The organism is Bradyrhizobium genosp. A (assembly GCF_049949275.1).
GTDB lineage: Bacteria > Pseudomonadota > Alphaproteobacteria > Rhizobiales > Xanthobacteraceae > Bradyrhizobium.
Map to the genome: position 1 here is coordinate 3441882 of NZ_CP188196.1, position 23069 is coordinate 3464950.

At 59.8% G+C, this 23069-nt stretch carries 20 protein-coding genes, 1 tRNA gene and 1 pseudogene; 16 read left to right on the top strand and 6 right to left on the bottom strand.

Going from position 1 to position 23069, the window contains the following annotated elements:
* The first annotated feature begins 91 nt into the window (after positions 1–91).
* From ACP2YP_RS15850 to ACP2YP_RS15885, 8 genes are all read left to right on the top strand, one after another.
* Entirely contained in the window at positions 92–1834 is a 1743-nt protein-coding gene (locus tag ACP2YP_RS15850) for a fumarate reductase/succinate dehydrogenase flavoprotein subunit (protein ID WP_426425219.1), read from the top strand.
* 31 nt (positions 1835–1865) lie between these two features.
* Positions 1866–2099, top strand: a complete 234-nt coding sequence (locus ACP2YP_RS15855) for a 4Fe-4S dicluster domain-containing protein (RefSeq protein ID WP_008141081.1) — start codon at positions 1866–1868, stop codon at positions 2097–2099.
* A 2-nt stretch (positions 2100–2101) separates the two neighbouring features.
* Complete coding sequence (locus ACP2YP_RS15860) at positions 2102–3079, top strand: HEAT repeat domain-containing protein (protein ID WP_426425220.1); 978 nt, start codon at positions 2102–2104, stop codon at positions 3077–3079.
* A gap of 253 nt (positions 3080–3332) precedes the next feature.
* Positions 3333–4292 (top strand): fatty acid desaturase, encoded by a 960-nt coding sequence (locus tag ACP2YP_RS15865; protein WP_426425221.1) that lies wholly within the window; start codon positions 3333–3335, stop codon positions 4290–4292.
* Positions 4293–4719: 427 nt separating this feature from the next.
* Entirely contained in the window at positions 4720–5628 is a 909-nt protein-coding gene (locus tag ACP2YP_RS15870; protein WP_426425222.1) for an NrtA/SsuA/CpmA family ABC transporter substrate-binding protein, read from the top strand.
* Positions 5625–6404: an ABC transporter permease gene (locus ACP2YP_RS15875; RefSeq protein ID WP_426425223.1), complete on the top strand. Its 780-nt coding sequence runs from the start codon at positions 5625–5627 to the stop codon at positions 6402–6404. The genes ACP2YP_RS15870 and ACP2YP_RS15875 overlap by 4 nt, the downstream gene beginning before the upstream one ends.
* Positions 6392–7267, top strand: a complete 876-nt coding sequence (locus ACP2YP_RS15880) for an ABC transporter ATP-binding protein (protein WP_426425224.1) — start codon at positions 6392–6394, stop codon at positions 7265–7267. Before ACP2YP_RS15875 ends, ACP2YP_RS15880 begins: the two co-directional genes overlap by 13 nt.
* 67 nt (positions 7268–7334) lie before the next feature.
* Complete coding sequence (locus tag ACP2YP_RS15885) at positions 7335–8060, top strand: Crp/Fnr family transcriptional regulator (RefSeq protein ID WP_426425226.1); 726 nt, start codon at positions 7335–7337, stop codon at positions 8058–8060.
* Here the strand turns inward: ACP2YP_RS15885 and atzF are convergent.
* Positions 8057–9439 carry an allophanate hydrolase gene (gene atzF / locus ACP2YP_RS15890; protein ID WP_426425227.1) on the bottom strand — a complete coding sequence of 461 codons (1383 nt, stop codon included), beginning with the start codon at positions 9437–9439 and terminating at the stop codon, positions 8057–8059. The genes ACP2YP_RS15885 and atzF overlap by 4 nt on opposite strands.
* A gap of 429 nt (positions 9440–9868) precedes the next feature.
* On the opposite strand from atzF, the gene tenA reads away from it, so the two are divergent.
* From tenA to ACP2YP_RS15915, 5 genes are all read left to right on the top strand, one after another.
* The gene (tenA, locus tag ACP2YP_RS15895) at positions 9869–10543 is read left to right on the top strand and encodes a thiaminase II (RefSeq protein WP_426426166.1); all 675 of its coding nucleotides are present in this window, start codon (positions 9869–9871) and stop codon (positions 10541–10543) included.
* Positions 10544–10963: 420 nt separating this feature from the next.
* Positions 10964–11019, top strand: a tRNA-OTHER gene (locus tag ACP2YP_RS15900).
* Between the two features lie 85 nt (positions 11020–11104).
* Positions 11105–11404: a DUF6538 domain-containing protein gene (locus tag ACP2YP_RS15905; protein WP_426425228.1), complete on the top strand. Its 300-nt coding sequence runs from the start codon at positions 11105–11107 to the stop codon at positions 11402–11404.
* 1044 nt (positions 11405–12448) lie between these two features.
* The gene (locus ACP2YP_RS15910) at positions 12449–12913 is read left to right on the top strand and encodes a phage tail tip lysozyme (protein WP_426425229.1); all 465 of its coding nucleotides are present in this window, start codon (positions 12449–12451) and stop codon (positions 12911–12913) included.
* A 4-nt stretch (positions 12914–12917) separates the two neighbouring features.
* Entirely contained in the window at positions 12918–13259 is a 342-nt protein-coding gene (locus ACP2YP_RS15915) for a hypothetical protein (RefSeq protein WP_426425230.1), read from the top strand.
* A 224-nt stretch (positions 13260–13483) separates the two neighbouring features.
* On the opposite strand, the pseudogene ACP2YP_RS15920 reads toward ACP2YP_RS15915, so the two are convergent.
* Both ACP2YP_RS15920 and ACP2YP_RS15925 read right to left on the bottom strand, forming a co-directional pair.
* A pseudogene (locus tag ACP2YP_RS15920) lies at positions 13484–14636 on the bottom strand (IS3 family transposase).
* 369 nt (positions 14637–15005) lie between these two features.
* A complete protein-coding gene (locus ACP2YP_RS15925; protein WP_426425232.1) occupies positions 15006–16127 on the bottom strand; it encodes an IS630 family transposase in 1122 nt (373 codons plus the stop codon).
* Here ACP2YP_RS15925 and ACP2YP_RS15930 point away from each other — a divergent pair.
* Together ACP2YP_RS15930 and ACP2YP_RS15935 are read left to right on the top strand one after the other, a co-directional pair.
* Entirely contained in the window at positions 16050–16427 is a 378-nt protein-coding gene (locus ACP2YP_RS15930) for a LexA family protein (RefSeq protein ID WP_426425233.1), read from the top strand. The genes ACP2YP_RS15925 and ACP2YP_RS15930 overlap by 78 nt on opposite strands.
* Before the next feature lie 793 nt (positions 16428–17220).
* On the top strand, positions 17221–17802 hold the full coding sequence (locus ACP2YP_RS15935) for a hypothetical protein (RefSeq protein WP_426425235.1): 582 nt from the start codon (positions 17221–17223) through the stop codon (positions 17800–17802).
* A gap of 200 nt (positions 17803–18002) precedes the next feature.
* Here the strand turns inward: ACP2YP_RS15935 and ACP2YP_RS15940 are convergent, their stop codons facing one another.
* The 3 genes from ACP2YP_RS15940 to ACP2YP_RS15950 form a co-directional block, all read right to left on the bottom strand.
* The gene (locus tag ACP2YP_RS15940) at positions 18003–18452 is read right to left on the bottom strand and encodes a NucA/NucB deoxyribonuclease domain-containing protein (RefSeq protein WP_426425236.1); all 450 of its coding nucleotides are present in this window, start codon (positions 18450–18452) and stop codon (positions 18003–18005) included.
* 459 nt (positions 18453–18911) lie between these two features.
* On the bottom strand, positions 18912–20909 hold the full coding sequence (locus tag ACP2YP_RS15945) for a caspase family protein (protein WP_426425237.1): 1998 nt from the start codon (positions 20907–20909) through the stop codon (positions 18912–18914).
* 56 nt (positions 20910–20965) lie between these two features.
* Positions 20966–21880: a DUF4399 domain-containing protein gene (locus ACP2YP_RS15950; protein ID WP_426425238.1), complete on the bottom strand. Its 915-nt coding sequence runs from the start codon at positions 21878–21880 to the stop codon at positions 20966–20968.
* A gap of 294 nt (positions 21881–22174) precedes the next feature.
* Between ACP2YP_RS15950 and ACP2YP_RS15955 the strand changes: the two genes are divergently transcribed.
* A complete protein-coding gene (locus tag ACP2YP_RS15955) occupies positions 22175–23008 on the top strand; it encodes a formylglycine-generating enzyme family protein (protein ID WP_426425239.1) in 834 nt (277 codons plus the stop codon).
* Positions 23009–23069 lie beyond the last annotated feature (61 nt).

Genomic DNA, 23069 nt, shown 5'->3' on the forward strand with positions numbered 1-23069 from the left:
TTCCCGGCGACAACTAATTGCTATCGCCGGAAAGCCCCCTGAACAAAGCTGATGCAGAGGCGCTGGTGCGCCGGCGAACCAGGAGCAAGCGATGGCACTAGATCAGATCGTCGAAGGACTTTCGGAGGTTTCCTGCGATGTGCTGGTGATCGGCGGCGGCACCGCCGGCCCGATGGCGGCACTGAAGGCGAAGCTGAAGAATCCGAAGGCCAACGTCGTCCTGCTCGAAAAGGCCAACGTCAAGCGCTCCGGCGCGATCTCGATGGGCATGGACGGGCTGAACAATGCTGTCATTCCGGGGTACGCGACACCGGAGCAGTACACCAAGGAGATTACCATTGCGAACGACGGCATCGTCGACCAGAAGGCGGTCTATAAATACGCGCAGAACTGCTACCAGATCGTCGAGGAGCTCGACAGTTTCGGCATTCGCTTCTTGAAGAACGAGAACGGCGATTACGCCGTCAAGAAGGTGCATCACATCGGCAGCTACGTTCTGCCGATGCCGAACGGCGAGACGGTGAAGAAGGCGCTCTACCGCCAGCTCCGCCGCGCCCGCATCCTGATCTCCAACCGCTACATGGCGACCCGGCTGCTCAAATCGTCCGACGGCCGCATCGCCGGTGCGATCTCCGTCAACACCCGCACAGCGGAGATACTGGTGATCAAGGCCAAGGCCGTGATCCTCTGCATGGGCGCCGCCGGCCGCCTCGGTCTGCCGACCTCAGGCTACATGTTCGGCACCTACGAGAACGCCGCCAATTCCGGCGACGGATATGCGATGGCCTATCACGCCGGCGCGGCGCTCGCGAACCTCGAATGCTACCAGATCAATCCGCTGATCAAGGACTATAACGGTCCGGCTTGCGCCTATGTCGCCGGTCCGTTCGGCGCGTTTACGGCCAACAACGAAGGCTCCCGCTTCATCGAATGCGACTACTGGTCCGGCCAGATGATGCTGGAGTTTTACAACGAGCTTCTCTCCGGCAAGGGCCCGGTGTTCCTCCAGCTCAAGCATTTGCATCCCGACACCATCTCGGAGATCGAGTCCACGCTGCACAAGGTGGAGCGGCCAACGCGCGGCCTGTTCCAGCAGGGGCGCGGGGTCGATTATCGCAACGAGTCGATCGAGATGCACATCTCCGAGATCGGCTTCTGCTCCGGCCACAGCGCCTCCGGCGTGTTCGTCGACGACAATGCCCGCACCATCGTGCCGGGCCTCTACGCCGCCGGCGACATGGCGAGCGTGCCGCACAACTACATGCTCGGCGCCTTCACCAACGGCTCAGTCGCGGGTATCGACGCGATGGAGTTCGCCGACAATCACGACTTCGCCGAGTTCGATGCGGCCGATGTCGCTAAGGAGCGCGACCGCGTGCTGGCGCCGACCAAGCGCGAAGACGGCATCCCGCCGAATCAGATCGAGTACAAGACCCGCCGCTTGGTCAACGACTATCTCCAGCCACCAAAGGTCACGCGCAAATACGAGCTCGGCATGCGTCGCCTGGCCGAAACACGCGAGGACATGCAGGAGCGCATGATGGCGCGCAACGCGCACGAGCTGCTCCGCGCGCTGGAAGTGCAGTCGATCATGGATTGCGCCGACATGGCGGTGCATGCCTCGCTCTATCGCGAGGAGAGCCGCTGGGGTCTCTATCACTGGCGCACGGATTTCCCGGAGAAGGACAACGAGAACTGGTTCTGCCACACGCTGCTGTCGAAGCAGAACGGCAAGATGACCAGCGAGAAGCGCGCGGTCGAGCCTTACGTCGTGCCGATCGCCGACGACGAGAAGGACCTTTACGACAAGCAGCGCATCCGCGCCACCGCCTGATCCACCGCACCATAGCAACAGGAGACATAAAATGCCTCTCGCGTCCTATCAGACATCGGTTCCGGTGGTCGTCGACGACGCCAAATGCATCGCCGACAAGGGCTGCACCGTGTGCGTCGACGTATGCCCGCTCGACGTGCTGCGCATCAGCGACATGACCGGCAAGGCCTACATGGCCTATGACGAATGCTGGTACTGCATGCCCTGCGAGGCTGATTGCCCGACCGGTGCCGTCACCGTCAACATTCCCTATCTGTTGAGGTGAGCATGTCGAGCCCGTTCGAATCCTACGACGATCTCGAAGACGCCGACGAGCGGCTTCGGGCCGCCGATCCCGCGGAGCGCCGCGTCGCCATCATCGCGCTCGGTCATTCCGGCGATCCCGCAGCGATTGTCCATCTCGCCAGCATGGTCGACGATCCCGATGCCGGCGTGCGCCAGCAGGTTGCGATGGCGCTCGGCGAATTCGACGGGCCGGAAGCCGCAAGCGCGTTGGTGAAGCTGCTGGTTGATCCTGAGCGGATCGTTGCGGCTGCTGCTGCCGACAGCATGGCCGAGTTCAAGGATCCTGCCTGCGCCGATGTCATCCTGCCATTGGTCAAGCATGCCCACGCCTTCGTTCGCATGGGCGCGCTGCGGGCGCTCAAGGAGTTGCGGCGCAAGGATACGCTCAAGCCCGTGCTGGAAGCGCTGCAGGATTCCGATGCCGCCGTGCGCGTGCAGGCGATCGGCGTGATCGGCTTTCTGAAGCTGGAGGAATCCATCCCGGCGCTGACCGCGCTGATCAACGATCCCGACGCCCATGTGCGCCGTGCCGCGGTGAGTGCGCTGGCGTTCTCCCAGATGAAGCCTGCGGCGGAGACCATCACCCGCGCGTTGAAGGACACCGATTGGATGGTCCGCGAGATGGCTGCGGAGACGCTCGGCCTCAATGCCAACGGTTCGCTCGCCGCCGATCAGCTCATAGGCTCACTTGCCGACGAATTTTGGCAGGTGCGGCTGAAGGCGATCCGCAGCCTGGGCAAGATGAAGGTCGAGGGCGCTTTGCGCGCGATCGGCAACTGCGTCCACCACGAGCAAGCGAATTTGCGAAAGGAGGCGGCTGCCGCGCTCGGCGAGATCGCCGTCCCCGAGGGTGAGGCCTACCTCGCGGTGATTGCCAACGATCCCGATCCCGACGTCCGCAAGAACGCGCGCTGGGCGCTCCAACAGATCGCCGCGCGAAAGGGGAAGGCAAGGCCGTAGGGTGGGTGGAGAGGACCTAGGATTTAGACCTGACTGCCCATAACGGCACTTGCGATTGGCCGGCGACGATCCGTCGCCGGGCCGATGCGGTGAAGCGAGGGCCGCAATCTCTGATGCCTGGCGGCCAACGCCAACGAAATTAATTGCTTATGCGTTGCGGCGTCGCTCCCTAGGATCGGTCTGTGCTTGACGAATTCCAGCGTCAGCACGAGCACGGTCAAGTGCGTGATCCCGAAAAGAGGCGTCTACGATCATGAGCAATGCCATCACTGCCACCGGAGAGAAGCCGTTGACTCCGGCCATGCTGCGCGAGTTGTCAGCGCGGTCCGATTGGCAAGGTCTGGTCCGTGCGGCCAGCCACTACGGCGTCATCGTCGTTGTCGGCGTGCTGATCTGGCTGGTCTCGTCGCGATACGGAATCGTCTGGGCGTTGCCGCTGGTCGTCGTCCAAGGCTACTTTGTCGCATTCCTATTCATGGTGGTCCACGAGACCGCCCACAAGACGGCGTTTCGCAGCCGCGGGCTTAATCTCGCCTTCGGTCATTTCTCCTCGTTCGCGGTCGGCTTGCCTTACGAATATTACTGCCTGTTCCACTGGGATCATCATCGCTATACGCAGGATCCAAAGAGGGATCCGGAACTGCTGTCGGTACCGATCCCGACCTCGGACGCGCAACTGGTGGTAGTCTACAGCGGCTTGCGGCAGGTTGCCTTCCGGGTGCGGCTGATGCTTCGCCATGCGTTGACTGGAAACGCCACGTCGTCCTGGATTCCGGAAAGCAAAGGCCACATCGTCGTGACGGAAGCGCGCCTCCATCTGGCAGGCTACGTCGCGCTGCTGCTGGCGTCGGTCGCGCAGCACACCATGATCCTGTTGTGGGTCTGGGTCGTCCCCGTGATCGTCGGTCAATTGTTTCTGCGTCCGTATCTCCTTGCCGAACACACTGGTTGCGATCGCATGCGCAGTGCCTTCCAGAATACCCGCACCACCTATACCACCATGTTCGTGCGCTGGTTTGCATGGAACATGCCCTATCATGTCGAGCACCACGCCTATCCTTCGATTCCGTTCCATGCGCTGCCGAAACTGAACCGGATCGTCGCCGATCAGATCGTCTACCGGGGCCCGGGCTACATCGCAGTGACGGGGCAGACGTGGGCTTGGTTTCGCCGCGCACGCAACGGCATCGAAAGCCCGATCGGTTCTGATTGAATCGGCATCAGGGCTTGGCGAAAGCCAGCAGGGTGCCGTTGCCGCAGCCGGCGGCGCGCAGATGCCGCCCGCGCCGCGAACGCCGGTCGCACCAAGCGCCTTCTCCGCTTCTCCGGAGGCGCTTCCGGGCCCGAACAGATCAGCGCCACTACGATGCGCCCAAGGTGTGAGCAGCTTGATGAATTTATTGCCCCGGTCGCAGTCGGAAGCTGGTCTGCTTGCGCAAAAATTGGACAGCGTTGGGCCTTGTCGATTAATTGCTTCACGGTCTCCCGTCTTCAGACGACCCTCTCGTCACGGTCGATCACTCCGTTCGCCGGCATCAGAGGGGTTTGGCATGCGATCAACAACTGGTCTTCGCTCTGCCGTGTTCGTGCTATCTGCGTCCTTCCTGTTTGCCACGCCTGAGCGCGCGACAGCCGAAGAATTGCTGAAGGCGCGGCTCGCCCAGAATCTTGGGCCGATCTCGGGACTGGCGATTGTCGCCAATGCGAAGGGCATTTTCGTCAAGCAGGGGCTCGAGATCTCGGTGTCCAATTTCACCAGCGGGAAGCAGTGCCTCGATACGGTGCTTGGGGGAGGGGCGGATATCGCAACAACCGCCGAGGCGCCGGTCACGGCGGCCGCGATGGCGCAACAACCGATCGCCTTCGTGGCGGGGATGGAATATTCGGATCTCAAGACCATGACCGCAGCTTCTGCCGGTATCAGGACGAAGGCCGATCTGCGTGGAAAGCGAATCGCCTTTACGGCCGGAACCGGCAGCGAAGTGTATACGTCGGTCCTGTTGAAAGCGGCGGGCCTGACTTCGAAGGACGTGACGCTCGTCAACCTGCGACCTCAGGAGATGCTTCCCGCCATGGCGGCCGGCAGCATCGACGCGTTCGATACCTGGGAGCCGCACGTCGCGAATGCGAAGAAGGCTCTTGGCGAAGGCGCGATCCCGCTCGAGACCAGAGGTCTCTACTCGGAGACCTTCAATATTGTCGTTACGCAGTCTTACCTCGCGGCCAACCCGGCGATCGTCAGCAAGTTCCTGGCGTCCCTCATCGAAGCCGAGGGCTGGCTCAAGGCGAATCCGGGTGAAGCGATCGACGTCATCGCCGGAGCGACCGGGATGAAACGCGATGAATTGGCTTCGATCTGGCCAGACTATGTCTACCACGTGCGCCTCGACGACAAGCTTCTCGCGACTCTGAAAACCCATGCCGCTTGGCGGCTCGAGACCGGCAATCATCCCCCTGGAGCGAGCATGCCCGATTTCTCGAAAGTCTTGGTGACGGCGCCGCTGAAGGCCCTCGATCCAGCTCGCGTCACACTGGAGGCGCGCCCGTGAGCGTCGGGCGAGGCAACAGTGCGAGCGCGATCGCACGGCTGAGCGTACTGGTCGCCGTCCTCTCCGTGCCCGCTTTCACAGGCGTGTGGGAACTGGTTGCACGCTCCGGCATCGTGAACGCCGTGCTGTTTCCGCCGCCATCGACCGTCGCTGTCGCCATTCTCGAATGGATCCGCAGCGGACAATTTTTCGGCGACCTAATGGCGAGTCTCTCGCGCGTGGCCGGAGGGTTTGCGATCGGGGCCGCGGGCGGGATCGTGCTCGGCGTCCTGACTGGCCGGTTCCGGCTGGTCTCTAGCCTGCTTTCACCCTTGTTTCACATCCTTCGTCCAATTCCTCCCGTCGCCTTCGTGCCGATCGTCATCCTTTGGTTTGGCCTCTCGGAGACAGGCAAGCTTTTCCTGGTCGTTTGGGGCGTGTTCTTCACGGTATGGCTTGCGACCCACATAGGGGTGCAGAAGGTCGATCCCGGACTTATCCGTGCCGCCCAGATGCTCGGCACGCCGCAGCCGCAGATGCTGTGGGAGATCGTCCTTCTTGGCGCGCTGCCCTATATCACTGTCGGTCTTCGGACCGCGGTAAGTATCTCCTTCTACACGCTGGTCGCCGCCGAGTTGGCGGGAGCGTTCGCTGGTATCGTTTATCGTATCGAAATTGCGCAACAGAACATGCAAACGGGTCAGGTCATGGGCGGGTTGGCGGCTCTCGGGCTGCTTTCCTTCGTCGCCGACCGTTCCTTCGCGACTCTTGCCGAACGTGCCGTGTGGTGGCGATGACCTCGAGCTTGCTTCGTCCAGACCAGCCGCTCAGGCTCGTGGATCCGCACTCGCCTTCCGCCCCGGCGCGTCAGGCAATCATCCGGGTCGAGGATTTGAGCATCGTCTTCGATGTGCCGAGCGGACAGGTCATCGCGGTCGACCGCGTATCCCTGGCGGTAGCTCAGGGGGAATTCGTCTCGATCGTCGGTCCATCCGGCTGCGGCAAGTCCACGCTTCTGAATGCGATGGCCGGCCTCGAGCAGCCGTTCGAAGGCCAAGTGCTCATAGCCGGCGAAGCGATACTCGCGCCACGGCCCGAGATCGGGATGGTCTTCCAGCAGCCAAATCTGTTTCCGTGGAAATCGGTGCGCCGGAACATCGCGCACGGGCCGCGTGCCCTCGGCAAGCCGAAAGCGGAGGCGCTGCGGATTGCTGACGACCTTATCCAGATGATCGGACTGACCAAATTTGCGTCGGCATATCCGCACACGCTATCGGGAGGCATGCAGCAGCGGGTTGCGATTGCCCGTGCCCTCGCAAATCAGCCGCGCGTACTGTTGATGGACGAGCCGTTCGGAGCGCTGGATGCGCAGACCCGGGCGGTCATGCAGGACAATCTGCTCGAGCTCCGCGAGCGGATCAACGCAACAATCGTCTTCGTCACACATGACATCGATGAAGCGATCCTTCTCTCTGATCGTGTGCTGATCATGAGCGCGGGACCAGGCCGCATCCTCAAAGATCTTCAAGTGAGCCTGCCGCGACCGCGCTCCAGCGTCATCGTTGCGGAGGCTGCCTATCTCGCCCTCAAGCGGGATTGCCTTGACCTGATCCGCTCGGAAGGCCGCAGGGCCTTCGAGCAACTGGAAATCAAGACGTAGGCGCCCGACGGCATGGTCTGGCATGGCTCTTGAATGGTTTTCCTTGCGGCGGCAAGGGAGCGATCAGATGTCAGCGGCAAGTCTCAGGAATACGACCGGCATCATGCTGGCGGGATCGGATGCTCTGGTCGGGTCGCTGCCCGGCTTGTTGGATCCGTTGTGTGAGGCTGATCGGCGTCGTATCCTCGCTGTCGGCCGCGAGGAGGTCCTGCAGGCAGGCAAGCATGTCTGGCGGCAGGGCGACCTCCAGAACGGGATTTATCTGATCGAAGAGGGGCGCATTCGCAGCTACTACGCGGCTCCTTCCGGACGTGAGGTGACGCTGGCCTACTGGTTCGCCGGCAATTTCGTCGGCGGCCCGGATCTGTTCGGAACTGGTGCCCACGTGTGGTCTTCGGTAGCGGTGGAGACGAGCCAGGTGACGTTCTTGCCCGGCCCAGCCCTACGCGCGCTAGCGCTTCAATCGGCCAGTATCGCGGTCGCTCTTCTCGATGCACTTGCCTTCAAGGCACGGTGCTACTCGGCCATGGCGCAAATGCTGGGGACCCGCTCGGTTACCGAACGGTTGCATCGTCTGTTAGTCTTCCTCTCGAATATCTACGGCTCGCAGCAAGGCCGTGAGATCGTAATCGGAATCCCGTTCACGCATGGTGATCTCGCTAATCTGATCGGCTCAACTCGCCAATGGGTTACGGTGCAGCTTTCCCGCATGCAGGCAAGGGGCGTCATTCGTTATCACCGAGGCCTGATTGTGATTCTCAATCTACGTGCTCTCGATCTCGAAGTCGTCTAAGACGGAGCCCTCGGATATTCTTTTAGATCGAACAGTGCAGCCTTCCCATCGGGCAGCCATCGCTCGGCAAGGTCAAGAAGAGCATGGTCATGCCACGCAGGGGCGAGCAAAGTGATGCCCATCGGCATACCGTTGCCGAGCGTTGCGTTGGGAACTGCCACCGCGCACAAGTCCACGAGATTGGCGAAATAGGAGTAATAACCGAGCCGACTATTGAGCGTGATAGGATCTTCCATCATCTCCGAGATCGTGAAGGGACGTGGCGCGGTGGGTACCACCAAGACATCGATCTCCTCGAAAAGCGATTGGATCTGGCGTCGCAGCTTCAACAGCCGATGTTGCGCGGCGAACGCATCTATTGCGGAAAACCGGGCAGCTGCGCTCAGCACGTTGCGGGTGACTTCAAGCAGTTCTCCATGATCGATGTCGAAGAGCTTACTGATCGCCGCATGACGTTCAGCAATCCAAGGCCCTGAGAAGAGCATTTCACCGGCTTCGGCGAAAGGCGTGAAGTCAATTTGTCTGGCTTGGCCTCCCAGTCCCGAAAGTCTCGCGCATGCCTGCCTGTAGAGGTCATTACATTCCGGCATACCGAATGAATTCAGATGACCGACAGAGACCTCGCCGAACCGGAATTTGCGAGGAGATGGGGAGGACGAGGCAATCCGTTGGCGGCTAGAAGGATCGGTGTCGTCGAATCCTTCGATCAACCCGAGCAGAATTCGACCTTCGGCAATGGAATTGCAGAAAATCGAAGGACAATCGAGCGTCGGACAGTTCGGCACAAGCCCCCGGGATGAGACGAGGCCCACGGTTGGCTTGATCCCAACGATCCCATTGAAGCCTGCGGGAATCCGGCCCGAGCCGCCGGTATCTGTGCCGAGAGCGAAGGAAATATGGCCGGATGCTACGGCAGCAGCCGAACCGGAACTCGAACCGCCGGAAACATACAGATCATTAGCAGCGCTGGAACAGGTGCCATAGGGGGAGCGGGTGCCGGACAGTCCGGTTGCGAATTGATCTAGGTTGGTTTTGCCAAGACAGATCGCACCCGCGGCCGTCAATCTCTCGACGCATCTAGCGGATTGCGCAGCCACATATTCGAATGACGGACAGGCTGCTGTCGTTGGCATGCCCTCAACGTCAATATTGTCCTTGACGCCGAATGGCACGCCAAGAAGCGGCAGGACTTCACCCTTCTCCGCTCGCTGCGCAAGGGCATCAGCCTCGGCCAGCGCTTCTTCTATGGGCCGCACATAGATCCAGCAGTTGCGGCGCCGGTCCCGTTCGATGCGCTCATAGACGATTGTGATGATGGAGGCTAACTCGGCAGGAGAACGTAGATGTCGACTCTGCGCGGATAAGATAGCTTGCGGCACGGAATAAACTCCTGAGGGGCATGACCCCATAAATATGAAGCTGCTGCCCAGCAATGAAAGCAACTAAGCGCCTCTGCCGCACGGGCGGGACTCGAACCTGCAACCGGACCGCTATGAGCGGGAGGATATCGATCAATTTCATTGATTTTACTGCGCTTTTCGTGGAGTTCGACCACGTTCGCTGCGCTTCGTGTTTCTGGTACGAAACTGGTGTGGTGCAATCGAAGCCTGGACTTAGGACATGTGCCTTCTGTTCGTGATAACGTGAGAACGCAAGTCAGTGCCGGCGAACGACGGCAAGCGAATTCCCTACGCCATGGTACCGGATGATCGCGGCGGCCTGCCAAGTTCACCGTCCACGCGGTTAGCAATGCGCTGTCGGTAGCGAGCCGAGACTTTCATGGAAAAGCAAGGCAGGTGAAAAAGGCCGTGAGTTTCTTCGAGCGTCTAAAGACAGAAGCATCCGCTGAATGGCGGGCCTACACCGAGCATCCCTTCACGAGCGGATTGGCAGACGGCTCGCTCCCCGAAGCGGCGTTTCGTCACTACCTCGCTCAGGATTACCTGTTCCTCATCGAGTTTGCTCGCGCCTACGCGCTCTCGGTCTACAAGTCGCCCAAACTTGCCGACATGCGTGAAGCAGCGGCCGGCCTCTCGGCCATCCTTGATATCGAGATGAACCTGCATGTGAAGCTCTGTGCCGGTTGGGGTCTGTCCCCGAGCGACCTTGAACAAACCCCTCCAGCGGTCGAAATGCTGGCCTATACACGCTATGTGCTCGACGCTGGAATGCGCGGCGATCTGCTGGCACTCAAGGTGGCGCTTGCCCCCTGCGTGATCGGGTACGCGGAGATCGCAACGCGGCTCGCCTCGCGACCCGCTGCGGGCGCCGCGACGAACTCCTATCGCGTTTGGATCGCCGAGTACGCCGGCGTGCCATACCAGGAGGTCGCGGCGAAAGCGCGGGCGCACCTGGAGCATCTCGCCGATCTCTACGCCGCGCCGGCCCGCGAGGCAGAACTGATTGCGATCTTCAAGGAAGCTACCCGGCTCGAGGCAGACTTCTGGGAGATGGGCTGGCGCGCGGGCCAGCGTGTTGAATAACCCTTTCGGCAATCATCAGCTCTGAAGGTCATAGGTTCAAATCCTATCCAGGATTTGACCCTAGGCTGGGCTCATCGGTCACGGGGCAGGGCGGGGAGTTCGGTCGTGTGCGCTCCCATCGGCAAGACGCGCCATTGTTGACTAGATCTCGTTAGACCTTGGTGGCTGGACTAGATCAAGCTTGCCCATGATGGATTGGAAGCGAGAGTTCAAGTTTTTCAGATAGTTAGAAGGTGGCGTGTGCACGACGTGTGCACTGGGAGATCAAGAAAAATCAATCGACGGCAAATCTGAGCAATCGGTCTGAGCGATGATGCGGACATCGGGCTGGACGCGATCGAATTAGCAAGAGCAGGACAGCCACCTGCGACTGAGAAGCTGATCTCGTTTTTCGCTCGGCGAAGGGACCTGTCTTCGTTTCGCCCAGTGGGGCGGGGCTGCTGATGTCGGTGGTTCGATTCCGCCCCTGGGCACCAAGGCTCTTCCAAGGGCCTGATATCTAAAGCAATTCAGCAATTCCAAAGACTTACCGCTGCCCCATTGGTACAAAAGGGTGGTACAATGCCCCTCGCTATGTCGCGTCCGTGGAAGCATCCAAAAACTGGCATCTATCAGCTCCGGAAGGCCGTTCCGGAGGAGCTGCGTAAGCTTGTCGGGAAGCGTGAGGAGAAGTTGAGCCTCAACACGCGCGACCCTGTGGAGGCCAAGCAGCGATTTGCGAAAGCGCTTGCCGAGCTGGAGGCTCGATGGGCCACTCTGCGCGCAGGTCCGAAACCTCTGACCGAGCGTGAAGCCCACCAACTGGCCGCCGGTTCGTATGACCGCTGGCTGGAGCAGTACAGGGACAATCCCAGCCAGTAGACCAGTTCGGATATCGGCGTTGGCGATCGGCTGTTTGGGTCGCCGCCGACCAGGGAACAGCAAAGTGCTGCTCGCTTGCAGTCGATTGATTTTTCCGCCCCCGAGCCGGAAGTCTACAAAATTGCCCGAATGGAGCAGGCCTGTCTGGAGTCCGCTGATGGCTATCTTACCGCTCACGGGATCTCAGCGGATTGGCAGAACCGCCGCATCACGGCTCGCGCAATCGCCGCCGCTATACAGCGCGCAATCCGAGCGTGAAGAGTTCGTGCTGTTATGCGCATCGTGCGACCGTTCATGTCGCTCAGCGTGCCCCGAGCTTGCGCCCGGGTTGACTCCGGACTCGATAAGCAAAAATATCCTCAGACCGTCGTGTCGACGCCGATTGTCCCCGGTTGCGTGCAGCTTTTGGGGGAAGGAAAAAGGTTCTCACACAGTCTGGGTCACAAGCGTTACTTTGGCACCCAGCCGCAACCTTCCGGTTTGCCCCTATCAACTGACATGGATCGGCGCTGCGTCAACGGGCGAGATGGGCCACTTGCAGACTCGAGCACTGGAACAAAACAGTCCTATTCGACCAACTCGTCGATGCGAGCGAGCAGCCAGGGTGGCGTATGGAGAGATGCCAAGCGCCTTGGCGGTCCGCGCGGCGTGCTGCGTTCCACCGGCGTGATTATTGTCTTGCGATTGGTCTGATTGGAGATGTCCCGCATGACGAGCGAGGCGCTGAGCAAGAAAGTCGCCACCAAGATGAGCTCGGCCGAGGTTCTGGAGGGATCTTACTACGTCCGACCGCATCATGTCCTTCGCGATCCCAGTGAACCGCCAAATCACTGGTCAGACCAAGGGATTGAGACAATCGTGGGTTGCCCTGGTTTGGTCTGTTGATAGCATTGGCAGGCTCGCCAGGGCGAGAGTATTTAATTACCAACGGTTGTTTGATTTTCGCGATGTTCGAACTGTCCATTGGAGGGGGTTTTGGCCAAATCGCACAAACATGCTGCCCACCGACATCATCACCGTCGGGACCACCGACCTCCGTCGACTATGCCTCATTTTATTCAACTCGCGCCGGCGATCATGCAAGATCTGATATCGACATTCGACCTTACGCCCGTTCAGGCCGCCGCCATCGTCGGCAATCTGGGAACCGAAAGCCGAAATTTTACTGCCTACCACGAAATTGGCCAACCAGAGGGCAAGGGCGGGTATGGCTGGGCTCAGTGGACGGGTCCCCGCCGTAAGGCCTTTTTTGCTTGGGCGGACGCAAATGGACTACCTCGGCAAAGCGCGGCCGCGAGCTTAGGATTCCTGGAGCACGAACTGCAAACTACACACCGACATGCTGTCGCCGTGCTGAAAAAGAAGTCCGATCTGCACACTGCCACTCATTCTTTTATGATCCACTTTGAGGGTCCCGGCATTCCCAACGAGAAAGACAGGAAACTCCACGCCTCCGTTGCGTTGCAGGCTTATAATCAAAATCTGGCTAGCCAAAATAAGGGCCGCTAAAAACATGAGACCCGTCGTTTTGTTTTTATGCGCGTTCGCTATCGCCTTTGCGCCTGCCGCAATTAACGCCGCCACCGGAAGATGCGTCCTTCAGGTGGCAAGGAAAACCTATCTCGATGAACAATGTGAAATCGCGATCAACGACGATCAGGGCTCGTTCTCGATAGGCGTCGGTGAAAGGCATCGGTCGAAGTATTTTGCCTACGTCAACATAGATAGCGACGGCGCTCGTGGCTATTGGAACGAGACGTCAGGTTCCAATCACGCCCATACGAGCCTGGGAAAACTGAAACGCAACGGCGCATGTTGGGAGAATAAAACGGCTCGCGTGTGCGCTTATAGATAATTGCGTTCTTCTTTGCTGACTCGGCCTACCCACATCCGGATTCCATCGCCACGCAAGCTTGCCGGTCCACACATGCCGCATAACCTGCAACCGGTGGCGGTAAGTCACCAAGATGCCGATAATCTCGTCATTGCGCTTCGAGGTGGCCGGCGAACCGTGTCCCGCTTCAGCACCCTTGAGACAAAACGTGGGATTGAGCTGCTGCGGGTTTGATGGACACCCGGTTAAGCTGATCCCACCTTGCGCTCGAACTCAACAGGGCTGAGGTATCCGATCGTCGAATGACGCCGGACGGCGTTATAGAACCGCTCGATGTAGTCGAACACATCTGCTCTTGCCTCGTTCCTGGTGCGATAGATCTTGCGCTCGGTGCGCTCGGTCTTCAACGACGAGAAGAAGCTCTCCATCGCCGCGTTGTCCCACACATTGCCGGATCGGCTCATGCTGCAAACGATGCTGCTGTCAGCCATCAAGCGCTGGAACTGTTCGCTGACGTATTGGTTGCCGCGATCGGAATGATGCATCAGAGCATCCGGTCTGCCGCGCCGCCAGACTGCCATCAACAGGGCGTCCGCAACCAATTGCGCAGTCATACTGGCGCTCATCGACCAGCCAACCACCCGGCGCGAGAACAGGTCGATCACCGCCGACACGTAGAGCCAGCCCTCGGCGGTCCAGATGTAGGTGAAGTCGGCGATCCACTTCTGGTTCGGCCGCTCGGCCACAAACTGACGATCCAGAAGGTTCGCCGGCACGTTCGCTATCTGCGATCGCCTTCATCCTTCGGCAGGCGCCGGCGTCTCGGCCGCGCCCGTAAGGCCTGCAGGCTCATCAGCTGCTCGATCCGATGCAGACCGCAGTTGACGCCGTCTGCCAGAAGGTCTCTCCAGACGCGCCGTGCCCCGTAGGTCCGGTCGCTGGCAAGGAAGCTTGCCTTGACCCGCTGGCCTACCGTCTCGTCGCTTCGGGATCTGGCGCTGGGCGATCGGTTCAGCCAAGCATGGACGCCCGACCGCGATACGCCCATTGCTTCGCATAGCCATGCCACCGGCCAGATATTCCGGTGCTTCGCGATGAAGACGAACTTCATGTCGCTTCCTTCGCGAAGTAGGCAGCGGCCTTTTTTAGGATGTCCCGCTCCGCCTTCAGCTTGGTGACCTCGCGACGCAGACGCTCGATCTCCAATTGCTCAGGCTTCATCTGCCCATGGCCGGGAAAGGCCTGCACAGGGTCGGAGCCCAACTCCTTCACCCATTTGCGCAGCACGTTCTCATGGACACCCAGGTCCCGTCCCGCTTGCGCCACCGACACCCCTCGCTCCCTGACAAGCTTGACCGCCTCGACCTTGAACTCTCGACTGAACTTCCGCCTCTGCATGACCACCTCCGGCTTCATGAAACGCCCAATCTCGGTGTCCATCAAACCGGCAGCAGCTCACACATAACTGATCGTCAATGGTGCGATGAGGCGCTATGGCGAGCATTAAAACAGAACACTTGCTTAAGGAGATTTTGCAAGACCTCCGCCATCAAGTAAAGCACCGCCCGGTCTTCAATTAGTATCACCGCCAACCTCTTCCTCCAGCGTGATATCGCCAGCCCGTTTCTTCAGCCTGATGTCTTTGGATAGCCCCCACTAAGCTGCCAGACATCCCTAGACCGCACTTGCCTTTGTGGCGCGCCACGAAAGATGGCGTCCAATGCCGCAGGACTAACGTAAACCTGACCTAGTACCTCTGCACCGTGATTATGACTCTTTGGAAGTGTCGGGATAGGCGCGGCCCATTTTGGCGCGGGCCTTGTCCGTAGTGAACATCCATTTGATGCGGGAGCGTGCGGCATTTCTCTGCCGTTCCCAGGCGGTGATCTCGCGGCGCAGTCGCTTGGGGTCGTCGATCCTGCGATCGAGGCACTGTCCCCGCAAGACGCCGATCTCGATCTCAACCATGTTGAGCCAGCTTGCATGCTTGGGAGTGTAGTGGAACTCGAGCCGCCGTAAGATCCGCCTGGCTTCGGCAGGTGGGAACGTCTGATACAGGGCGCCGGCGGAGTGGGTCGATAAATTATCCTGAACGACCCGGATGGTCTCGGCGTCGGGATAATGGATGTCGACGAGGTCGCGCATGCAGTGGGCATAGTCTTCTGCGGTCCGCCGCTCGGTGACTTTGACCTTGCGCCAGGGACGATGCACGTCGAGCAGGACAAAGAGGTTGACGGTGCCATTGCGACGATACTCGTAATCGTAACGAGCGAGCCGTCCGGGCTCGGCCGGGATCGGCTGACGCGCCTCGCCGATGAGCTGCACCGGACTTTCGTCGAAGCACACCACCGGCCGCTTGGGATCGGGCGCCTCGGCGTAGAGGTCGAGCACGTCCTCCATGCGGGCGACGTATTCGCCATCGACCTGCGGAATGCACCACATGTCCTTGCGCCAGGGTTTGAGGTCATTTTCCGCCAAGCGCCGCCGAACCGTCTCGTGCGACAGGCTCCTGTGCTCGGTGAGCTTGACCATCGCACCTGCCAGCAGCTTGAGCGTCCAGCGGGCACGGCCCTTTGGCGGGCTGGTACAGGCAGTCGCCACCAGCAAGGCTTCTTCCTTGCCGGTGAGTTTGCGCTCCGCTCCGGGACGCGGTTCTTCGCTCAGCGCCCGCTCCAGATTGCCCTCCACGAAGCGTCGCTTGGTCCGGTACACGGTCGAACCGCCCACGCCGACGCTCCTGGCGATCTCCTCGTCGCCGGCTCCGCCATCGGCGGCCAGCAAAATCTGTGCGCGCTTGAGCTTGCGGGACGCATGCTTGCCGCCGTTGAGCAGCGCCCTGAGTTCGGTGCGCTCGATTTGGCTGAGTTCGATCCGATAGCGTACATTCATGGCGTGCCTCCTCATTCGAGGCACGCACGAACAACTGAATCGGATGGCCGCGTGAGTCCTACGGCAAAAACCTTCACGCCCAAGCAGGGGCAGTATCTGGCTTTTATCCACCTCTATACCCGGCTGCATCGCAGGCCCCCGGCCGAAACCGACATGCAGGAATATTTCCGCGTCAGCCCGCCGTCGGTTCACCAGATGGTGCTGACGCTGGAACGAGTTGGCCTCATCAGAAGGCAGCCAAGGACCCCTCGAAGCATCGAGGTCCTCGTTGATCCCAAAAGCCTGCCGGAGCTAATCTGACCGCCGCTGGACGCAACCCGTCAAAATCACTTGCAGAGCCACTAGTTGAGCCCGCTACGTAAACGCCAAACCGCGAATTGGGGAGGGACTGACGTGTCGGCCATACAGCCGATCGTCGCCGGCTACGTGAGAGTGCGACATCGACGCCCTCTGACAGCTTTGCTAAGCCATCGCCGCAAGGTGCTCGCGCCCTGCAAGCCGTATCGAGCATCAATCCAGAGGACGTGAACAAAACGATGCAAGAGGTTTGGCGGTGATTGAAGCCGGCCTCAAGAACCGAAGCCGCCGCCGGTTCATTGCCGGAGAACGAGTGGGGCTAAATAACCTGCAAGCCTTCGTTCAAATGACCCACGCTCATGAGTTATGCGTTCACTTCAGGCCGGGTTAAACGTTTGTGTCGCTGAGGGCGAAATGTTAGCGCCTCTGGAGAAGGTGGTCTAGGGACATAGGACGGAAAGTTGGTCCGGGTAGTGGCGCAGAGGCGTCCTAGCGCGATGACCATCTAAGGGCATCAGAAACTGCCACTGATGAGCTGCGTTCAGGCGGCGTTTGTTTTCTGCACAGTCCGAAACAGATGGCGACTTCTGATTCATCGTCTCGACAAGATAGTCGAGAGCTGCAGCTTCACCGATTTGTATTTTTGAACCTTTTTCCGGTTTGGATCGACTGTTGATTGTGGGCACGAGCAGGCACTTTCTTCACGGCACGCTACAGTGCCAGGAGGCGCGTCCGGCCGCTTTGCTTTTCGAATTTATATCTTAGTTGGAGGACTTCTTTTGCTGGAGGCAATGCATTGCCGAATCCAAAGATGTTGATCCTGAGGGGCAATAGTGCTCCTGCAGGCAATTATCCGGATGAGAGCGGAAACCCCAACATTGCTTGGCCGTTCGGAGCATTGCACGTCCGAGCTGCGAGCGAATATGCGCGCCGGAAAGGCTATGAGCCTGTTGTACTCGATAAGCCGGGCCAACCGCAAAGCCAGTCCAGTCCGCAAGCGACGGCAGCGATAAAGGCGTTTCTCAACGATGAACAAGTAGCGGCATTCTACGGATTTTCAGGCGGCGGCTATAATGTGAGACACATTCTTGCGTTCCTGGCCTCGAACAAGCCGGAGACTCTCATCCGCATCCATTTGGTCGTGGTGATTGGTTCGCCCGGGCCTCACGGCAACTCCACAAAGCCCCTCTATCTGCCGTCAGCCTATAGCGCACTCGCAAAACGGAAGTACAAACAGTGGAAGGATATAGACTGGGAGGTGGTCTATAGAACTAACCCGGTTGCTTCGCAAATGCCCAAGGATCTAGAACGGGTGAGCACGCACATGTTCGGCCCCGATATTCTGCTGGCGGGCTGGCCTGAGGGTGTAGGAACGTAAGGCGCTGCCAGCTACTCGGTACTGTTCCCGCATCGTGCGGGCGAAGGAGCCACTCGGCGCCGTTATGGGCCACGGGCCGTGTTTTCCATAACGAGCAGACGGGAAGCATTTTAGCCAGTCGCCGCTCAGCTCCCGACCCGCCGCCATGGTCAGCGTCCAGCGAACCTTCCCCCAGGTTCGGAGGCCACGGACTTCAATTCCTAACGGCAGAAGGCCACGCATCCATGGCATTTCAGGCGGCACGGCCGCATGACCTCACCGCGCTGGTGACTGATAACACGAACCCGGAAATGAGAGCCTTTCGCCATCCCGTGTTTATTGAAGAAGGCCAGCATCAACGCTCCCGCGGAGCGATTTTCGCCTGACGGAACATGCGCGATTCTGCTGGCGGAACCGCCTTCCAGCGTACAAGCAAAAGGGTACTCGTCGCGATCTGTCTTGGCGCCCGCTAGAAAGGCCGGACTAGGCTTAAGAATCGGCACTTTTCCAGAATAGCCGCCGTCGTTGAAGCTCATCGCCGCCTTACGCACCATGGGGTTGGTCCCGTCATATGTCAGGACCTTTGGTGCGCCATCCATTTGAGCGTCAAATATGTTATCTGCGATATTAGGGTGAGTTTTGAAATCGATCCTCAGAACAGGTAGCTCCATCGGCCACCTCAATTGACACAATACCTTGCTTATCCACGCGCGGCTTTCGTTATACCGCTGAGCGGCGGGCGCTTTTCCTTCTCGCCTATGCTCGTTGACGATTGCACCGGCCACCCTACCTTACCGGCATCTTCTCAACAATCGCGTAAAGCAGCATGAAGATCGCCAAAAAGACAAAAACCAAACCGCCAATGGGGTCGGTTCACGCGAGTAATCATTGGGGCGCATCGGAGGCGGCGTCATCCCCAAGCGCCGTGGCGACGGGACATCGACTAGGTGCGGCATGCCGGCCAGGCCACGGTGACCAGGCAGAATTCGTCACCGTTGAGCACGAAGCAAACGGAGGAGACCATCACGCAGAGAACGCAGGATGTTCCAGCCTCATCGGTGATGTTCCCTGTACATTGCGTGCGTAATGAGATCGCGTAAGCCGGGGCCCGCGCGCAGGCGCAGAAAGCCTCAGCCGCCGAGGCTTTCGAGAAGCCGCGAGACTTGCGGTCTAAGTTTGTCGCAGGAAAGCCGGTCTTGGAATTGCTGCACTAGTTCACGCGTACCGTGATTGCGCAACTGCGACAGCTGGCTCGCCTCCTGATCACAGGACAGCGCTGGCACGCTTAACGGCGCATCAGCCTGTGATGCCGGGGAGGGGGCGCGGGCGGAGTTTTCAATGCCGCGCGACCCGTCGGGTGCGGCGAACGCCACACTCTCCTTCAGGCGAGAAAGCTGCGGCCGCAGTTTGGAGCAGGCGAGCGTGCGATCGAATTCGGCGATATCCGAGGCAACAGGTTTTGCGCGGAGTTCGGCCAGTCGGCTAGCATCACGCTTGCAGGCGTCGTCTTGATTGATCGACTGCTGCGCGTTCGCGGTCTGCTTGACCTCGTTTACGACAGGCGGGGAGGGCGGTGACGCGTTTGCAGCGGCCGGCGGGTTGGACGGCGCCTGGCTATTGGGCAAGCTGTCGGATGGCGCGGGCAGACTTTCGCGCAGCCGTGCCAGCTGCGGGCGCAGGCGTTCGCAGGTCATTTCGCGCTCAAACTGGTCAATGGCATCGCGGGACAAATCGCTACGCAGGCGCGCCAGGCGCTCCTGGTCCTTATCGCAGTTCGCAGGGACCGGCGGCGTCGGAGTGGGAGGATCGCGCGAGGCAATTGTGGTCTCGACCGCCGGTGCTGCAGCTTTGAGCTGGGGCACAATCTGTTTAGCGGGCTCCGATGCAGCGGCTCTGGCGGCCTGTGTATCGGGTTGTGCCGTGGGCCTCGCATCGGGGCGCTGCGGCTCGGGCGCAGCCTGCTTCAACGCCTGCTCCTCGCGCTGCCGTCGTTCTCCATCCACACGCTGCCGCTCGGCGATCATCTTGGCCAGCTGCTCATCGAGCAGGCGTTGCACTGCATCGGCTCGTTGCTTCTCCGCTGCCAGGCGAGCCGCATCCTCGAGACGCGCCTCTCGCAACTTCTGTTCTTGAGTGGCCATCTCAAGCGCTTGCAGGCGCGTTTTAACCGCCGTGACATAGACCGAATCGGGATATCGCTGCACGAAGCTCTTGAGCATCGCGGGATCGGACGTGTCCTTAATCTGCTCATAGGCGTCGCGATCGAGCTGGTTCAGATAGAAATCGCTTAGGAGCGATACATAGGTTTCCGGCCGCTGGCGACCATCGGTCGAAGCGTTCACGTCGGATGCGATCCGGCGAAACAGCTTTTCGATTTCGAGGCCCGGTTGCTTCAACCATTTCAGCAGCGAGGCCGTGAAAGGGCTGTTGCGGCCGGTACCGTCAGCGGCAACATCGTCTGGCGAGGTCGAATAAGCCACGACCATGCCCTGAGTCTTGTCCATGCGCGCCAGGCCGCGCGATTGGATTCCCCGTTTTTCGCCGGCCCGGCGCTGTAGCATATCGGCGATCGGATTGTTGCGGCAGGAATCCAGGATTAGGATCTTGACTCCATTGGTGCGATCGAGCGCGGTGCGGACATCGTCGACGGCAACAAGCTGGAAGCGCAGGCTGACCTCGTCCTGAATCTCAGCATCGATTGGCATCAGATAATTGCGACCCTGATATTGGATCGCATGGCCGGCATAGTAAAACAGCGCTGTGTCGGCATTCGTCGCTGCGCGTGCAAAATTCGCCATGCTGCGGTCTAGCACCTGGCGGTCGGCGTCGATGGTTTCAATGACGTCAAAACCTAGTTCTCGGAATGCTTTTGCAACATCGCGGGCGTCGTTAACCGGGTTTGTGAGAGTCAGGCTGGAATCCCGGTAGTGGGAATTGCCAATGATCAAGGCAACCCGACGTTCGGCTCTTGCCTCGGTGGCAAACACCAATAGAAGGCCGACGATACAAAGAACCAGAACACGGCCCCAACTGAGCTTACGGGCCGAGGTTCCAAGCGCAGCAGCGGGATTCATCGATTTTAGACAGTCGATCCGGCCGCAAATTGCAGATCGTTCTTTCGATGACATCAACTCGACCTCGTAAGCTCCCCCTTGAACCGGCGTGAGCCTACTCCCAGCTTCCCTTACTGATAGTAACGACGGTGCCTTTTTCGTACCACAGGACGGCGTCCGCTTTCCGTGACAGTGACCTGGATCGGTGCCGAATAGATAGGCGGATCGTGCGGGATGTGGTTTTCATCGGCAAGCAGGAGCTGCAGGGTATGGCGCCCCAGCGGCATTGTGACCTTCGCCTCGGTCTGACCTGCGCCAAAATGAAGGTGATTGAAGTCGTTCGGGATGGGTTGATCGAGCGGCGGCAAGGGCGCGTCGATCAGCAGATGATGGTGCCCCGTGTTTACCTTTTCGAAGCCGGCCGGCGCCACACCCATGCCGACCAGGCCAAAGCGAACGATGGGCGTCGGCGTTACGTAGGCGCCGTTGGTCGGATAGACGAAATAGACTTTCGCGCCGGGAGGCGAGGGATGACGGCCAGTATGGGCATGAGCCATCGGTGCCGGCGAGGCACTGGACGCGCTCGGTGCCGCTGCTCCTTCGACGACCTTGACGTGGATGCGCTCGGACTGGAGAGGCGGCGTATTCGGGACGTGGTTCTTGTCGCCGAGCAACAACTGAAGTGTGTGGTCACCCGGCGTCAACGTGACTTCGGCCTCCGTCTGACCCGCGCCAAAATGAAGGTGATTAAAGTCGTTCGGAATCGGCTGATCGAGTGGGGGCAAATCGGTGTCAATCAGCAGATGGTGATGCCCTGAATTCTCTTTGTCCGAACCAGCGGGCGCAACGCCCATTCCCTTCAAGCCGAAATGCACGGTGAATTTGGTGGGAACCGTCTGCCCATCCTTGAGATCGACGAAATAAACGGCGGCGCCGGGTGCGCTGGCCGTCGGTCCCCCGACCGGCTTGGGCTGTGCGTAGGCAACGCCCGAAACCGCTGCTATCACGAACGACATCGAAGCGACGAGCCGGAAACGATCAAGCACGAAAACCTCCATGAGTCAGGCTGCCGGCTGGCACCCAAGTATCAATGTCTAGCGAGAGCCTGCATATGCAATTGGAGCTTCGATATTGGCCCGAGCCTGATATTTAAAAATTGAGCAACGCGGTGCGAAAGACCCGACGAAAATTCTATAGTGATTGCCTATATGTTGCAATAGACTTGCAGGTAGCCAACAACCTCTGCGTTTGAGCTGTCGACCACAAGCGTGTATGGCGCCGCTATGAGCACGGCGATTCCCAGCAAGCTGTGTTGAGATAACCAAGGGGCGATGGGAAGAATGATCTTCGTCTACCTGTTATTCGCGGGCCATCTGGTTGCGCCACCTCTCGACGCCAAAGCTCCGTCCGAACCGCGCACAACGCCAGTGGCGATCACGCAACAGCCGGTCCCCTTGCCTGGTGAAGTGTTCCGCGATTGCGCGGACTGTACCGAGCTTGTCGTTGTTCCTGCTGGCGAGTTCGATATGGGAAGTCGTGAAACGCCCTATACTTCGCCGCCGCATCGCGTCTCCATCGCTGCGTCTTTTGCAATCGGTCGACGCGAAATCACCTTTACGGAATGGGATGCCTGCGTGAATGACGGCGCTTGCAAGACGCGCGGAGATGATCACGGCTGGGGACGCGGCAGTCAGCCAGTTATCGGGATTAGCTGGGAAGATGCACGCGCGTTCGCCGCCTGGATTTCGCAAAAGACGGGACGGAAATATCGTTTGCCGACGGAAGCTGAATGGGAATATGCAGCGCGCGCTGGCACGACCTCGACGTTTTGGTGGGGCAAGGATGTCGGACGTGGCAACGCCAATTGCGAGGATTGCGATGCGACAGCTGTGCACAAGGCGATGCCGGTGGGCTCGTTCCGGCCCAACGGCTTCGGTCTCTACGACACCTCTGGGAATGCTTATGAGTGGGTCGAAGATTGCTGGAACGACAATTATGCGAGAGCTCCTAAGGACGGATCCGCCTGGATGACTGGCCAGTGCGGTCAGAAGGTGCTGAGGGGGGGCTCGTTTGCAAACAAGGCTAACGCGGCTACCTCGGCCGCACGTTTCCGTTACGATCTCGATGTGCGCTATTACGCCAACGGCTTCCGATTGGTTCGCGAACTTCAATAGCCACCGGGGCCGCCGCGGATCGACCTGCCTCCGCTCGCCCAACCGCCGCTGTGGCACGGCT